This window comes from Acidimicrobiales bacterium, from assembly GCA_041394245.1.
Lineage (GTDB): Bacteria > Actinomycetota > Acidimicrobiia > Acidimicrobiales > Aldehydirespiratoraceae > JAJRXC01.
Window position 1 is genome coordinate 482,663 of the sequence record JAWKIR010000004.1, and the last position, 15,081, is coordinate 497,743.

General features: G+C 66.8%; 12 protein-coding genes and 3 tRNA genes. 13 read left to right on the forward strand and 2 right to left on the reverse strand.

Features of this window, described 5'->3' with window-relative positions; genetic code table 11:
- Both R2707_21105 and R2707_21110 read left to right on the forward strand, forming a co-directional pair.
- Positions 1 to 633: a YdcF family protein gene (locus R2707_21105; protein ID MEZ5247601.1), complete on the forward strand. Its 633-nt coding sequence runs from the start codon at positions 1 to 3 to the stop codon at positions 631 to 633.
- Positions 634 to 782: 149 nt separating this feature from the next.
- A tRNA-Gln gene (locus tag R2707_21110) sits at positions 783 to 854 on the forward strand.
- 55 nt (positions 855 to 909) lie between these two features.
- Here the strand turns inward: R2707_21110 and R2707_21115 are convergent.
- A complete protein-coding gene (locus tag R2707_21115) occupies positions 910 to 1,725 on the reverse strand; it encodes a class I SAM-dependent methyltransferase (GenBank protein ID MEZ5247602.1) in 816 nt (271 codons plus the stop codon).
- Positions 1,725 to 2,258: an OsmC family protein gene (locus R2707_21120; protein MEZ5247603.1), complete on the reverse strand. Its 534-nt coding sequence runs from the start codon at positions 2,256 to 2,258 to the stop codon at positions 1,725 to 1,727. Before R2707_21120 ends, R2707_21115 begins: the two co-directional genes overlap by 1 nt.
- Before the next feature lie 116 nt (positions 2,259 to 2,374).
- Between R2707_21120 and R2707_21125 the strand changes: the two genes are divergently transcribed.
- From R2707_21125 to dmpG, 11 genes are all read left to right on the forward strand, one after another.
- A tRNA-Glu gene (locus R2707_21125) sits at positions 2,375 to 2,447 on the forward strand.
- A 131-nt stretch (positions 2,448 to 2,578) separates the two neighbouring features.
- Positions 2,579 to 3,733, forward strand: coding sequence for a site-specific integrase (locus R2707_21130; GenBank protein ID MEZ5247604.1), 1,155 nt, complete (start codon positions 2,579 to 2,581; stop codon positions 3,731 to 3,733).
- A 1,566-nt stretch (positions 3,734 to 5,299) separates the two neighbouring features.
- Positions 5,300 to 7,249, forward strand: coding sequence for an ATP-binding protein (locus R2707_21135; GenBank protein MEZ5247605.1), 1,950 nt, complete (start codon positions 5,300 to 5,302; stop codon positions 7,247 to 7,249).
- Between the two features lie 703 nt (positions 7,250 to 7,952).
- Complete coding sequence (locus tag R2707_21140) at positions 7,953 to 8,360, forward strand: hypothetical protein (protein ID MEZ5247606.1); 408 nt, start codon at positions 7,953 to 7,955, stop codon at positions 8,358 to 8,360.
- An 11-nt stretch (positions 8,361 to 8,371) separates the two neighbouring features.
- Complete coding sequence (locus R2707_21145) at positions 8,372 to 9,187, forward strand: hypothetical protein (GenBank protein ID MEZ5247607.1); 816 nt, start codon at positions 8,372 to 8,374, stop codon at positions 9,185 to 9,187.
- Between the two features lie 833 nt (positions 9,188 to 10,020).
- Positions 10,021 to 10,094 (forward strand) — tRNA-Glu (locus tag R2707_21150).
- Between the two features lie 205 nt (positions 10,095 to 10,299).
- Positions 10,300 to 11,472, forward strand: a complete 1,173-nt coding sequence (locus tag R2707_21155) for an acyl-CoA dehydrogenase family protein (GenBank protein MEZ5247608.1) — start codon at positions 10,300 to 10,302, stop codon at positions 11,470 to 11,472.
- Between the two features lie 14 nt (positions 11,473 to 11,486).
- Complete coding sequence (locus tag R2707_21160; protein ID MEZ5247609.1) at positions 11,487 to 12,341, forward strand: alpha/beta fold hydrolase; 855 nt, start codon at positions 11,487 to 11,489, stop codon at positions 12,339 to 12,341.
- Position 12,342: 1 nt separating this feature from the next.
- The gene (locus R2707_21165) at positions 12,343 to 13,143 is read left to right on the forward strand and encodes a fumarylacetoacetate hydrolase family protein (GenBank protein ID MEZ5247610.1); all 801 of its coding nucleotides are present in this window, start codon (positions 12,343 to 12,345) and stop codon (positions 13,141 to 13,143) included.
- Positions 13,140 to 14,042 (forward strand): acetaldehyde dehydrogenase (acetylating), encoded by a 903-nt coding sequence (locus R2707_21170; GenBank protein MEZ5247611.1) that lies wholly within the window; start codon positions 13,140 to 13,142, stop codon positions 14,040 to 14,042. The genes R2707_21165 and R2707_21170 overlap by 4 nt, the downstream gene beginning before the upstream one ends.
- A gap of 1 nt (position 14,043) precedes the next feature.
- Positions 14,044 to 15,075: a 4-hydroxy-2-oxovalerate aldolase gene (gene dmpG / locus R2707_21175; protein ID MEZ5247612.1), complete on the forward strand. Its 1,032-nt coding sequence runs from the start codon at positions 14,044 to 14,046 to the stop codon at positions 15,073 to 15,075.
- The last annotated feature ends 6 nt before the right edge of the window (positions 15,076 to 15,081 follow it).

Genomic DNA, 15,081 nt, shown 5'->3' on the forward strand with positions numbered 1-15,081 from the left:
ATGCGGCTGCGGCGGCCCCCCTGGCTGACCGTTCGCCGGATCCGCCGCGCCGCGGTGATCGTGACGCTGCTCGTCGTCGGCTACGTCTTCCTCACCTTCCTGCAGGTGCTGCAGGCCGCCGGGGAGGACGACCGCAGTCCCGCGCAGGCCATCGTGGTGCTCGGCGCCGCCCAGTACGACGGTCGACCGTCGCCCGTGCTGGCCGGTCGCCTCGACCATGCCTACGAGCTCTGGGAGACGGGCGTGGCCGACTATGTGGTGACCACGGGCTCCAAGCAGCCGGGTGATCGCTTCACCGAGGGTTACGCCGCGTTCGAGTACCTCCGCTTCGCGGGCATCCCCGAGGCCGACATCCTCGTCGTGACCGACGGCGAGTCGACCTGGGAGCAACTTGCGGCCACCGCCCGAGTGCTGCGCAACGAGGGCCTCGACGATTCGGTGGTGCTGGTCAGCGACCCCTACCACGCGCTGCGACTCCGCCAGATCGCCGACCAGGTCGGTCTGGACGCCTCGGTCTCGTCGACCGACGGCGGATCGTCGGTCCGTCAGCTCCTGCGGGAAACCGCCGGCGTCTCGCTCGGCCGGATCCTCGGCTACCGCCGCGTCGACAACTGGCTCGGCTCCGTCGGCTGACCCGCCACACCGGGGAGTTCGGCGACGCCGAACTCCGAGCAATGCGAAGCATTGCCGGTGTCAGACACCCGCTACAGGGATCCCTGCTCACAAACGGTCGGCACTCGCCGATGCGTTCGATACGATGCCGGTGTCCTTCGGGACATCCTTCGGGGATGGTGTAATCGGTAACACAACTGGTTCTGGTCCAGTTATTAGGGGTTCAAGTCCTCTTCCCCGAGCGCAAGGCAGCGGCATCCTCACGGGTGCCGCTGTTGCGTTGTGCGGGCGATTCGCTCAGGTCGATGCCGTCGCCACGACGAACTCGCCGGGAACCAGATAGCCGTCACCCCTGCGGAAGTCGGCCAGTGACTCGAGATATTCCTGCTCGACCTCGTGCTTGACGTCGTCGTCGAAGCGGCCGTACGGCAAGGCGACCGGTCCGCCCAGAAACGCGGCGCCGATGGCCTGGCTCGAGTTGTCGTAGACCAACTCGACTTGGAGCCTGGTGACGTCGATGTCGCGGAAGCCCGCTCCGTCCAAGGTGGCCTCGATCGCTCCGGGCGCGCCGAGCGAGAAGAACATGGGACACACGTCGGACTGCACACGGTGGTCGACGATCGGGAAGATGTCCGCCCACCCGCACTTTCGGCGTTCGCCCCACACGCTCACAGCCATGCGGCCTTCGTCGCGCAGCGCGAGACGCATCGCGGCGAGGGCGACAGCCGGTCGGGGAACGTACATCAAGCCGAGCGAACACAGCGCGACGTCGAACGCGGCGGGCTCGCACCCGAGATCTTCCGCGTCGGCGCGTCGAAACGTGACGTTGTGGACGCCTTGGGCAGCGAGGTCGGCTTCGGCTGCCTCGATCATCTTGGCCGAGATGTCGAGGCCGAGGACGGTGCCATCGCTCCCCACCGCATCGGCGGCGCGGAAGGTGATCTGGCCGCTGCCGCAGGCGATGTCGATGACCGCCTCGCCTGATTGCAGGGCGATGCGACGGAGGAGTTCCTCGTGGGCCGGGCGCAGTTGGTCGCTCCAGAACGGGGCATAGAAGTCGGCGGCTCGGTCCCAGCCGTAGCGTTGCACCCGGCGTTGGAGCTTGGGCTCCATCAGGCCTCCGTCGCCACGATCGAGACGGTCCGAAGCAGCGGCGTCAACGCGCCGAACACGTCTCGGTACGGGCTCAGTCGGTCGGCCTCATCGAGGAGCTGGATGATGTCCGCCTCGTCGGCGTCGCTCTCGATGTGGACGTGATATCTCACCTCCGAGTAGCCGGGGCGGGCCTCCGCCGCCGGCGACAGCATCCCGGCGACGTCGTAGTCGGCCTCGATCTCGACCCGGACGGAGACCACCGGCACCCCCAGCCTCGCGGCCCGCATCTGATACCCCATCGCCAGACAGCTCCCGAGCGCCGCACGACCGAGCACGCCAGGGGAAGGCCCCGATCCCTCGCCGCCCATGGTGTCGGGAAGATCGGTCTCGAAGCGCCACGGTCCCTCCTCCGAGATGCAACGGAGCCCGTTGGTGACCGTGCTCACCGATCGTTCCGTATCGAGACCGAAGGTCGGCCGCTTGACGGTGACCGCTTCGAGCCGATCGAGGGCTTCGGCGATGCGGTGCCGCGGGTCGACGTGTGAGTCCATGGGACACCGTAGCGTCGCCGCCGGCCCGGTGTTGTCGCCGCGAATTCGCGTTGGGCTGTCGGAGCGACGTGGCTACACTCACTCAGTCGCAAAGCCGCCTCGGCGGATGTGAACGGGCCCCGTTCGTCTAGCGGCCTAGGACGCCACCCTCTCAAGGTGGTAGCACGGGTTCAAATCCCGTACGGGGTACGGATGAAACCTCAGGTCAGAGCCACTCTCCGGAGTGGCTCTTCTGGTTCTGGCGAGGCCTTGCCAATGGGTTGCCAATGAATGTCCGGCTGATGTCTGGCAGCATTGTCCACAAGGTGAGGAGTTGATCGATGAAGGGGTACATGCGGCAGCGGGGCGGGTCGTGGGAGTTGCGGGTGTTTCTCGGCCACGATCCGGTCACCGGCAAGCAGCGGTACGCGAACCGCACGGTGCGGGGTGGCAAGCGTGAGGCGCAACGAGCGCTCGCGGCGATGATCACCGAGGCCGAGCAGGGGCTGACGGCGCGGAGCGCCGCGACAGTGGCAGAGCTGTTGGAGGCGTGGTTCGATCAGGCGGCGCCGGACTTCTCGCCGGCGACGGCGAAGGAGACCCGGGGGTATCTCGACCGGTCGCTGCTGCCGGGGCTCGGCGGCCGGCGGCTCGCGAAGCTGAAGCCGGGCGACATCGACGCGTTCTACCGCCGATTGCGGGAGTCGGGCGGCGTGGGCGGCAAGCCGTTGGCACCAGCGACTGTGCGGCGCATCCACGGGATCCTGCGCCGGGCGCTGGCGCAGGGTGTGCGGTGGGGCTGGATCGGGGTGAACCCGGCGGCGTCGGCCTCGCCTCCCAAGGTCCCGGCGCCCAAGGTTGCCCCGCCCGACCCCGAGCAGCTCGCCAGGCTGCTGGCACGGGCTCGTGACGAGTCGCCGGACTTCGCGTGCTTCGTGCTGGTCGCGGCCGCCACCGGTGCCCGTCGGTCCGAGCTGGTCGCGTTGCGGTGGGATGATGTCGATCAGACGGAGGCGACGCTGGACATCAGTCGGGGGATCGTGGTTGGTCGCGACGGGCTGGTGGAGAAAGACACCAAGACCCACTCGTCGCGGCGGGTGTCGCTCGACGCCCAGACGGCCGCGGTGCTGGCCGAGCACCGCGAGCAGATGGCGGCACGGGCTCAGACATGTGGCGTCGACCTGGCCGACGATGCGTTCGTGTTCAGCAACGCGCCTGACTGCACGCTGCCGTGGTTCCCCGGGTCGGTGTCGCGGTCCTTCAAGCGCCTCTGCGAGAAGGAGGGGATCGCCGGTGTGCGGCTTCACGACCTCCGCCACTTCGTCGCCACCCAGCTTCTAGGGGCCGGTGTCGATGTTCGCACAGTGGCCGGTCGACTCGGGCACCGCAACGCGGCAACGACGCTCAACGTGTATGCCCACTTCCTCGAGCAGTCCGATCGGGCGGCCGCCGACGTGATCGGCAACCTGATCTCCGGCTCGGACTGGGAGCGCTGAGCGTGATCAATGCATGGGCCCGTAGGGCTGAGGCGAGGACACGGAGCGCAGCGGCGTCCCGCAGCCGTGCCCTTGATGCCGGAGGTCCCTTGATCATCGGCTTCGCCCCGCCTTCCGGGAGGACCCTCCGCCTTGATCTACTGGCGGTCCACCTACTCCACCTACCGGTCCCGCTTCGGGAGGAACAGATGGCTGTATGGAGTGGGCCGGCGGGGGTTCAGGCCGGGAAGGGAAGAGACGGCTGGCTGCTGGAGCCGGTACGACCTCGGGGGCCGCTCGTGGCCTGTGGGCCACAAGCGCGGACGCACGCCCTACCGAACTCCGGACGGCTTCGAGCTCGCCGGGCAGGGGCGGCTCGAGGCCCGACAGCCCGGCCAGCGTCGGACGGGTGACGACGACCCGTCGGCCGAGGCGGACCGTCGCCAGGTCACCCCGGGCAACGAGTTCGTACGCAGTAGAGCGACCGATGCCTAGCAGCTCGGCCGCCTCGGCAACGGTGTAGACGAGCCGGAGATCGCCCGGACCAGCAGCGTTCGCAGCCATGTCCATCCAGGGACGCATCGAGACCCCCAGCGCGGCAGACCGATGTGGCGCAGCCCCAGACTTCGTCACGCTGGCCACCGCCGTGAAGCGACACGGCCGTGCGCCCGGCCTCTTCATCGTCGACGCCGAGATCGTGCCGGATCACCCATCTACTGGTCGTCCGGAAACCGCCGAGACACATCTGGAGGTTCCGGGAACCTCCGCCGAGTAGTAGATGCGCGGGGCGATCACCTAGGCGGTTGCATCACCCAGTCAAGGACCCGGCGTGTCGACCGAGACGTGGGCTTCTCGCCGGGCTCGCCCAGCTCTTCACCGAAACGAGTAGCAGCGAGCGCGCTACTGAGGTCGGCGCCGCCACGAGCGCGTGGAAGTGGGGGAGATCTGCCAGTTGGCGCGGTACCGGTAGGTCGCGCAGATGGTGCAGAAGTAGATGGTGCAGAAGTGGAGTAGATCGTGCGGTGGAGTCCCGCCCCGGGTCGGGGCAGGACTCATCCGATGCTGTGAGAGAAGGAGCGGCGTCAAGGGCTCACCTGCGGGACTTCGCGTTCGCTTCGTGTCCTCGCCTCGGCCGTGGGCCGTCCCTTGACTCCGAGCCCGTCCCAGTTCGGCCAGCGCCCTGGCCGTGGTGAGGCCCCTCGAAGGCCCCTCGCCACCTACTGGTTGGACCGGAGGTCGGTAGACCTCCAGATGTGTCTCGGCGGTTTCGGTGAGAGCAGTAGAGGGTCGGTCGGTGGTCTCGGCGGGGGCCGAGCGCTACTCGTCTGCATGAGGGCGCGGTGCGTTCGAGCGGGTACGCGGCGCCGGCTGCGTCGCTGCGAGTGAACCGGGATCTCCTTGCCGATCCGGCGGTCGTGGAGCGCTCACGGACCCGGGTCGGTCGAGGTGCCCAGCTGACTGACATCGGTGTTCTCGTCCCATCGAGATGCTCTAGCGCCGAGCAGACTCAGAACCCCGCGGACTCGCTGACGATGTTTTCTGGCGGCGCCTACGACTCGTGTCACACCGATCGGAGATACTCGTTCGATGGCGACAGGAAAGATTGCGGCTGCAGGCGACCACCTTCAACGCATGGTGGGCACGAGGCCCGGGGCGGGACTAGCCGAGCTTGTGTGGAATGCTCTTGACGCGAGCGCGACCACTGTCGACGTCACCGTCACGCGAACGAGTGCCGACGCCGTCGACGAGATCGTTGTCGAGGACGACGGACACGGGTTCACCGCCGAGGAGGTAGGCGAACTCTTCGGCACCGTTGGGGGAAGCTGGAAACACAACGCCCCTAATCGCCGCACTCGCGACGGCGCTCGCGTCCTCCACGGCGACAAGGGTGAAGGCCGCTGGCGGGCGTTTGCCATGGGGGACCGGGTTGTCTGGGAGTCCGTCACTGCCGGAATCGACGGGCGGCCGAATCAGCTGGTTCGAGTGGTCATGCGCGCGGAAGTGCCCGACGAGTTCGAGTGGACTGGACCGCACGACACCGATCTTGGAGTGGGTACCAAGGTCACCGTCGTCGCCGGGATGAAGGAGCCGAACGTCCTGCTGACGGAGAAGGCGAGAACTGACCTTACGGGCACGGTGGCGCTTTATCTGACCAAGTACCCCGATCTGACGATCCGCTTCGACGGGACTGATCTCGCGGTCGGCGATCTCATTGAGCGAACAGCTGAGATCGAAATCGAGTACGAGAACGCCTACGGTCCGGTCAACCTTACGATCATCGAGTGGGACGCCAAGATCGACCGGCAGCTCTACCTCTGCGACGAAGATGGCGCAGCCCTGCACGAACAGTCTCCCGGAATCCACGCCAAGGATTTTGTGTTCACGGCCTACGTGCGGTGGGCCGGCTTTCGAGTTCACGAGTCGTTGCTGCCGCTTGCCGACCTCGAGAACGACGAAGTTGGTCCTGCACTCAATTCTGCGCGAGATGCACTACGCGAGTACTTCCGCGAACGCCAGGTCACGGACACCAAGACTGTCGTACAGGGGTGGCGAGATGAGAACGTCTATCCGTTCCTCGATGAGCCCGAGGACGATGTAGGGCTGGCGGAGCAGGCTCTCTTCAACTTCGTCGCGGTCAGTGCGGCTGATGCCGTCAACCGGATCGAGGACCCTAGGTCGAAAGCGCTCAGTCTTCAGACGATGAGGGTCGCAGTGGAGCGAGATCCTTCGTCCGTCGAGTTCATCATGCAGGAGGTGCTGAAGCTCCCCGAGTCGAAGATTGAGGAGTTCCGTTCGCTAATAGAGCGCACGTCGTTGACGAGCATTCTGGACGCCACACGGCTCGTGACCGGCAGGTTAGAGTTCCTCGCCGGACTGGATCTCCTCCTCTTCGATCCCGAGACTGCGCCCAAAGCCCTCGAACGGGCGCACATGCACAAGATGATTGAGAACGAGCCGTGGCTTTTCGGCGAAGCGTTCTCGATGCACGTCTCGGACCGGACGTTGACCGCGCTGTTGAAGGCTCACGTTGGCGCGCTGGGTCGCGAGGACCTAGTAGGTGAGCCCGTTGCGGACGCAGATGGAAATCACCTTCGTCGCATCGACTTCATGTTCGGTCGCGCGACTGAACTGCCGCGAGGTCACCGCGAACACCTGGTTGTCGAGATCAAACGACCCGCGGTCTCAATCGGGCGAGACGAGATTGCGCAGCTTGAGGACTACGCCATGGCCGTTTCTCGCGATGGGCGGTTCGACCTCGATCAGGTCGAGTGGGACTTCGTCCTCCTGGGCACAGCACTCGATGACTACGCAACGTCGCGTGCCAACCAGCGTGATCTGGCGCGTGATCTAGTTCACGCCGGTGAGGACGGCGTCCGGATCTGGGTGCGTCCGTGGGCGGAAGTTCTCCACGAGTGTCGACACCGTCTTCAGTTCATTCGGGAGCAACTCCAGTACGACCCCGACGCCGATCAAGCCATCGCCTACCTGCGCGAGGCATACCCGGACTACGTCCCCGATCACCTGATCGACCGATAGCCCGGCGACGAAGTCGGGCAGCGGGAGAGGGCGACCGATCGTCTTCATACCAAATGAGGATCGTTGCACCGGAGGAGCGTCGTTCGATGCATTGGGCCCACACGGGGGACTCCTGCTCGCCGAGCTTCGCGACCGACGACTCGAGATGAAGGTCCGCGACCTCTCCCCGGGTACCGCCGAGGACTTCGAACCAATCGTCGCCAACGTCCAGGCTCACCCGATCGGGAACCGGCGGCTCCACCAGCTCCGCCCAGCGCAGATCGACGGCTTCTACCGCGAGCTCGCCGCCGCTGGTCGCAGGCCATCGCGGATCACTCAACCAAGCACTGCTGCAAGCCACGAAGTAGGAGTGGATCGATCGAAATCCGGTCGCGCTCGCATCGCCCCTGTCGATTCCTCGCACAGAGGCGTCGGCGATACCGGTCGATGATCTCGCCAACATCCTCGACAACGCCGAACACGACCTCCGGGCGTTCCTGATCGTCGCCGCAGCGACCGGTTGCCGCCCGGGCGAGCTCGCAGCGTTGCGCTGGTCCCTTCTCGAAAAAGACACCGGCGAGCTGATCATCCGCCGAGCGATCGGCCCGGCCGAGGCCGGCAGCGTCGGGCCCGGTGACTCACGTTGGGTCTTGTCCAATGGGGCGCGGATCTGTACGGTGGAGATGGCGAAATGATGAAGGCGGCATCTATGCGGAAAGCAATCGTGGCAGTTCTCGCTGTGGCGGCATTGACCACAGCGTGTGATCCGGATGATGTGTACAACGGTGTCTGTGACGCCGAGAACATGTGCATGTACGAGCATGCTGGCTACACCGGCAGGGTCATGGACCCCGGAGAGTGCGACGGCGAGTGGGCTTGCGGGTTCGGCGACTTCAGTCAGGTCGACTACTGGGACACCGACACCTCCCCGAACGACAAGACCTCGGCGATCAAGAACCGCATCACGACCAAGGCCTACACGACGATGTGGGTGGACGCGGTCGGTGGTGGCGGGAAGTTCTGTTCGCCATCGGGATTTCAATACTCGAATCTCAGCACCTTCCCGGGCACCAACTACAACGACAAGTTTTCGTCTGAAGCGTCCACCTTCTACAACCCTTGCGCGTTCTAAGGAGAGTCCTCGTGCGTTTCGCGAAACCCGTCCTTGTGGTCTCGGTGGTCGTTGCGCCTGTCATCGCGGTCGCCTCGATCTCCAGCAGCAACGAGAATCTCGATGAGGTGATTGTGCGTGGAGAGGTCGTCGACCCGACGACGTTCAGCCTCACCGAACTCCATACCGCGCAACAGAAGCGCGCATTCGACGATGCCCACGCCGCCAACATGACGTCGTGCATGACCGACAGAGGATTCGAGAGCGAGCCGATCAGCCTCGACTCGCTGTTGCAGGGCCGCGACGTTGAGGAGGTCCGGGAGGAGTACCCGGACCTCGACCCGGATGAGGTCACGGCGTACGCCGAAGCGTACGGCGAAGCCGCGATCGGTACCGGGACCGAGACCGTTGTTGTCACGGTTGCGGGTTCTGAGATCGCCGACCCCGGCGTGCCGATCTCTGGTTCATGGACCGACGAGACCTGCTTCTGGCAGTCGTACGAGGCGATGGGGACCGACCCGTTCACGTTTACCGGGTTGCGGCTCCTGATGAACGCGCTGACGGATTCGGCAGAGTCGAGCACGGTCGAGGACAGCCGCCTGGACGACGTCTTCGCTGGATGGACCGACTGCGCCGGCCTCTCTGCGGAGGCGCTGCTCGGCGAACTGACCGCCACCTCTCTCGGCGCGGAGGATCCGCAGCATGACTGTGTCGCTGACACCGACCTTGCTCTCGTGGCGAAGGTCCGCGGCGAATACCATGTCGCTGCTGCCGCTGCGAACCAAACGCTCGTGACGCAATGGGTCGAGACGCTCGACAGGGCACTCGCAAGTCTGCCAGCGACATAGGGCCCGCGCCTGCGCCTAGGGTTCCTGCTATTGCGAAGCCTCTGGTGCGTCGAGCGATGCTCGTCGGCGCGGCACTCCCGCCGACAGACCCTGGCCCACAGCGCCAGCACACCGCCGAAGCCGACCGGCGCATTGCGGAGCTCGTGGCGCCGCTGACGGACGAGCTGATCGAGCAGGCCCGCGCCCTCGCCGAACCGCCCATGTCCATGACGGTGGGCGATGGTTCCGGATGCCGCATAGCCGACGAACGATCTCGCCCGCAAGGGCGTTGGGCCATGGCCCGCGCCATAGATCACCACGGATCACAGTGGACGATGGCGGCGGGGGAGTGGAGCCAGCCGCATCCCGTCGTCGCGAGCGCGAACCAGAGCGCAAGCAGGATTGACCCCGTCGTGGCGCCAGACTGAGACTTTTGGTCATCCCGAGGTCGGCAGCATCGATGTGGCGCAACGGCCGCGCCGTACGACCGTCGAGTTGTGACGGTCTCTATCACCGTCGGTCCACCAATGTCGCTCCCAGGCATGCCGCGCCAGCAACTGAGATCCGCGCTCGTTTGACCCGATCACGACGGTCGAGCGGCGCGCGGCTGCGCCACCGAGTTGTCGCGAATCGTCGCGAACGTCGCAGATCGGGACGGATGCCGCTTGACGGTCCGGAGTCCCCAACGCTCTGAACAGCACTAGCAGGACCACGCCGCACCGCCCGGACGGTCGGGTCTGCCGCTCTTGCCAATGAGTTTGCCAATGAACTCATTGGCACGATACTGAACCCGCTGGCACTCGCCGAACGGGGCGGCTACGTTTGTCCAGGTCAGACAGCATTTCGCAACACAGGCTGGACCTGGCCGGACAGATCTGATCGCCCTCTCAAGGTGGTAGCACGGGTTCAAATCCCGTACGGGGTACCAACACAAGCCCAGTTCAGAGCCACTCCTTGGAGTGGCTCTTCTGCATTCCCGGCCCGTTCGACGGATCAGGATCCTGAACGGCGGGTTCACTCGGCGGCGCGACGTGAAAGTTCCTCGGCCGGTGGATTCCACTGGGTGAGAAGGCGGCTGGGACCGTGGCTCCGGCGACGCGTACAGTCCGAGGGAACGACCGAGGAGCAGAGCGTTGTCGCACGATGTGTTCACCAAGATCGAGGAATCGGGAAACCTCATCGCCGAGGAATCCCTCGCCGGTGACGAGCTCGGCCGGCTCACCGACGACGCCGCCAAGAAGATGAAAGACATCGGCGTGGTTCGCATGCTGCAGCCAACCGACTTCGGCGGCTACGAAGCCGACCCTCGTGACTTCCTCACCGCGGTGATGGACATCGGCAGCCACTGCCCGTCGGCGGGCTGGGTCGCGGGCGTCGTCGGCGTGCACCCGTGGGAGCTGGCCTTCAACGACCGCCGCCTCCAGGAAGAGGTGTGGGGGAGCGATCCCGACACCTGGGTCGCGTCGCCCTACGCGCCGAGCGGCACCGCCACCCGCGTCGACGGGGGCTACATCGTCAACGGTCACTGGAAGTTCTCCTCGGGCACCGACCACTGCGACTGGGTCGTCCTCGGCGCATCCGTCCCGGGCGAGGAGGGATCGCCGGTGGCGATGCTCCATGTCATGTTGCCCCGCGGCGACTACGAGATCGTCGAGGACTCGTGGAACGTGATCGGCCTCGACGGCACCGGCAGCAAGGACATCGTCATCCGCGACCAGTTCGTGCCCGCGTACCGCACCCTCGACCTGTTCAAGGTGATGTCGGGTGAGGCGTCGACCGAGGCGGGCCGCCACCAGCCGCTCTACCAGCTGCCGTGGTCGACGATGTTCCCCTGCGCGGTCTCGGCCGGGCTGGTCGGCATCGCCGAAGGTGTCCTCAAGCACGCCATCGAGTACCAGCAGGGGCGCACCAGCGCCCTCGGTGTGAGTCAGGCGTCCGACAGCTACTCGCGCACGACGATCGGTGAGGCCGCCGCCGACATTCGCGGCTCGCGCGTCCAACTCGTCCACGACGTGGGCGAGATGTACGACGCCCTCTGCGCCGGCCACGAGGTGACCCTGCAACAGCGGGTGGCCTGCCGCCGGGACCAGGTGCGGGTGGCGTGGCGGGCGGCCAAGGCCGCCGACGATGTGTTCACCGTGTGTGGCGGCAACGCCATTCGACTCGACAAGCCGCTGCAGCGGTTCTGGCGAGGCATGCACGCCGGGCTCCAACACGGCATCTTCGTGGCCGGACCGATCTACGACGATGCGGCCGGCATGTTGATGGGCTTCAAGCCGTCGGGCCCGTCGGCGATGACGATCTGATCGGGGGTCGACGAATGACCGAGATCACCCGCGAGGCCACGAGCCGCACGCTGTCCACCGAGAACGGCGACCTCCACTACCACGAGTACGGCGAAGGTCCGCCGTTCGTGATGCTGCACGGGTCGGGCCCCGGGGTCAGCGCGTGGGCCAACTTCGCCGACAACCTCGAAGCGTTCGGGCGTCACTTCCGTTGCCTTGCGCTCGACATGCCGGGCTTCGGCGTCAGCCATGCCACCGGCAACGTGATGATGGACGCGCCCGCTGCGGTCATCGCGTTCCTCGACGGACTCGGCATCGACCGCGCTGCGGTCCTCGGCAATTCCATGGGCGGCGGCATCTCGGCGCGGGTGGCGGCCGCGCATCCCGACCGGGTGACCCGCCTGGTCACCATCGGCGGCGTCGGCGTGCCGTTCTTCAGCGCCCTGCCGTCGGAGGGCATCACCCGGCTGGTCGAGTTCGTCGAGAACCCGACCCGCGACAATCTCGTGGCGTGGATGCGATCGATGGTCTACGACCAGGCGATCCTGACCGACGACTTCGTCGAGATGCGCTGGCAGGCGGCGATGGAACCGGCGGCGATGGAGGGCATTCGTCAGATCTACAGCCGCGAGATGCTCGACATCCTCCGCACGATGATGCTCGACAACACCGCGATGTTCGGCATGCTCCGCCAGATCCAGGCGCCCACGCTGATCACCTGGGGACGTGACGATCGGGTGACCCCGCTCGACGGGGCGATCGCACCGATGCGGCTGATCCGCAACTGCGAACTCCACGTGTTCCACGACTGTGGTCACTGGACCATGCTCGAGCGCAGGGCCGAGTTCGAGAGCACCGTGCTCGCCTTCCTGTCGCGCGATTTCGACTGACGTGACCGACCCCATCCCCTCCGATGCCGTCCTCTCCGCGGTCGCCGACCGACTCATCGAGGCGGCGCAGTCCTCGACACCGTGCGCACCGTTGCGCGAGCTCCATCCGGGCGGTGGCCTCGACGACGGCTACGAAGTCCAGCGCATCGTGCGTGAACGCACGGCGGGCAGCCGTCGTCGAGTCGGGCGCAAGATCGGTCTCACCTCGGCCGCGGTGCAGAACGTGTTCGGGGTCCACACGCCCGACTTCGGGGTGCTCTACGCCGACATGGCCTACGGCGACTCCGAACCGATCCCCTTCGGCAGCCTCCTCCAACCGCGCATCGAGGCAGAGGTCGCGTTCGTTCTCGGCCACGATCTCCCACCCCACGCAGTGACGGCGAGCGAGGTGCTGCGAGCGGTCGACTTCGTCGTTCCCGCGATCGAGGTGTGCGCCAGCCGAATCGCGAACTGGGACATCACCATCTTCGACACCGTCGCCGACAATGCGTCGTCCGGTGTGTTCGTCCTCGGCGGCGCCCCGCGCTCGCTGCGCGACATCGACGACCTGCGCGACTGCGAGATGACGATCGTCACCGACGGTGCGGTGGTCAGCTCCGGCACCGGTGCCGCCTGTCTCGGTCATCCCGTCAACGCCGTGGTGTGGCTGGCCAACGCGGTCGCCGAGCGGGGCGAGCCGTTGCAGGCCGGCGAGATCGTGCTCTCCGGCAGCCTGGGCGCCCTCGTTCCCGTCGATGCCGGCGCCACCTACGAGGCGACGATCACCGGGCTCGGGTCGGTGCGGGCGGTGTTCACCTCGTGAGCGCGCCACTGGTCGCCGCGATCGTCGGCTCGGGCAACATCGGCACCGATCTGCTCTTCAAGCTCCAACGCTCTCCGCACATCGAACCCCGCTACATGGTCGGGATCGACCCCGACAGCGAGGGACTCCGCCGTGCCCGTGATCTCGGCGTCGAGACCACGGCCGAAGGGGTGGACTGGTTGCTCGCCCGCGACGACGTGCCCGATCTCGTCTTCGAGGCGACATCGGCCGCCGTCCACGTCCGCAACGCGCCCCGCTACGAGGAAGCGGGGATCACGGCGATCGACCTCACCCCCGCGGCGATCGGCCCCTACGCGGTGCCGTCGGTCAACCTGACCGAGCACATCGACCTCCCCAACCTCAACATGGTCTCCTGTGGTGGCCAGGCAACCATCCCGATGGTCCACGCGGTGTCACGGGTGACGCCGGTCGCCTATGCCGAGATCGTCGCCACGGTGGCGTCGGTTTCGGCCGGCCCGGGCACCCGCCACAACATCGACGAGTTCACCCGCACCACGGCGGCGGCCGTCGCGGCCGTCGGCGGCGCCGAACGCGGCAAGGCGATCATCATCATGAACCCGGCCGACCCGCCGCTGATCATGCGCGACACGATCTTCTGCTCGCTCGAACCCGACGCCGACGAAGCGGCAGTCGTCGCGTCGGTCGAGGAGATCGCCGACCGGGTGCAGCAGTACGTGCCCGGTTACCGCCTGCTCCGACCACCCCAGTTCGACCGGGACTTCACTCCCGACGGCCGCGGCCGTGTCGCGATCTTCATCGAGGTCGAGGGGGCGGGCGACTTCCTTCCCCCGTATGCCGGCAATCTCGACATCATGACCGCCGCGGCCGCAGAGGTCGGCAACGCGATCGCCCGCGCGGTCACCGCCGAGGAGGCCTGACATGCCCTACTCCGACTCCCTCGACGTCCGGATCACCGACTCCTCGCTGCGGGACGGCTCTCATGCCAAGGGGCACCAGTTCACCGAAGCGCACATCACCGCCGTCGTCGACGGCCTGTCGTCGGCCGGTGTCCCGGTCATCGAGGTCAGCCACGGCGACGGCCTCGCCGGCGCCTCGTACAACTACGGGTTCTCGGCCGTCGACGAACGCCGCCTGATGGCCGCCGCGGTCGAGGCCGCCGCCGGCCGTTCGGCCATCGCCGCGTTGATGCTGCCGGGCGTGGGCACGATGGACGACATCCGTGCCTGCCGCGACATCGGCGTGTCGGTCGTGCGCATCGCGACCCACTGCACCGAGGCCGACGTGTCGATCCAGCATTTCGGCATCGCCCGCGAGATCGGGCTCGAGACCGTCGGCTTCCTCATGATGTCGCACGGCCGGCCTCCCGAGGTCCTGGCCGCGCAGGCCCGCATCATGGCCGACGCCGGCTGCCAGTGCGTCTATGTGGTCGACTCGGCGGGGGCGATGATCCTCGACGATGCGGCCGAGCGGGTGACCGCCCTCGTCGAGGAGCTCGGCAGCGACGCGCAGGTCGGTTTCCACGGCCACCAGAACCTTTCACTCGGCGTCGCCAACACCGTGCTCGCCATCCGGGCCGGTGCCGTCCAGGCTGACGCGTGCACCCGGGCGTTCGGTGCCGGGGCCGGCAACACGCCGACCGAAGCCCTGGCCGCCGTCCTCGATCGTCTCGGTGTGCGCACCGGCATCGATCCGTTGGCGATGTTCGATGTCGCCGAGGAAGTGGTGCGTCCGGTCATGGACGGCGAGTGCGTGCTCGACCGCATGAGCCTCATCATGGGCTACGCCGGCGTGTACTCGAGCTTCCTGCGCCACGCCTACCGGGCAGCGGAACGCTACGACGTCTCCGGCGCCGAGATCCTGATGCGCTGCGGCAAACGAAAGCTCATCGGCGGCCAGGAAGACCAGATCATCGACATCGCCGCGGAGTTGAGCGCAGAGGCCGGACGCTGACAGGCT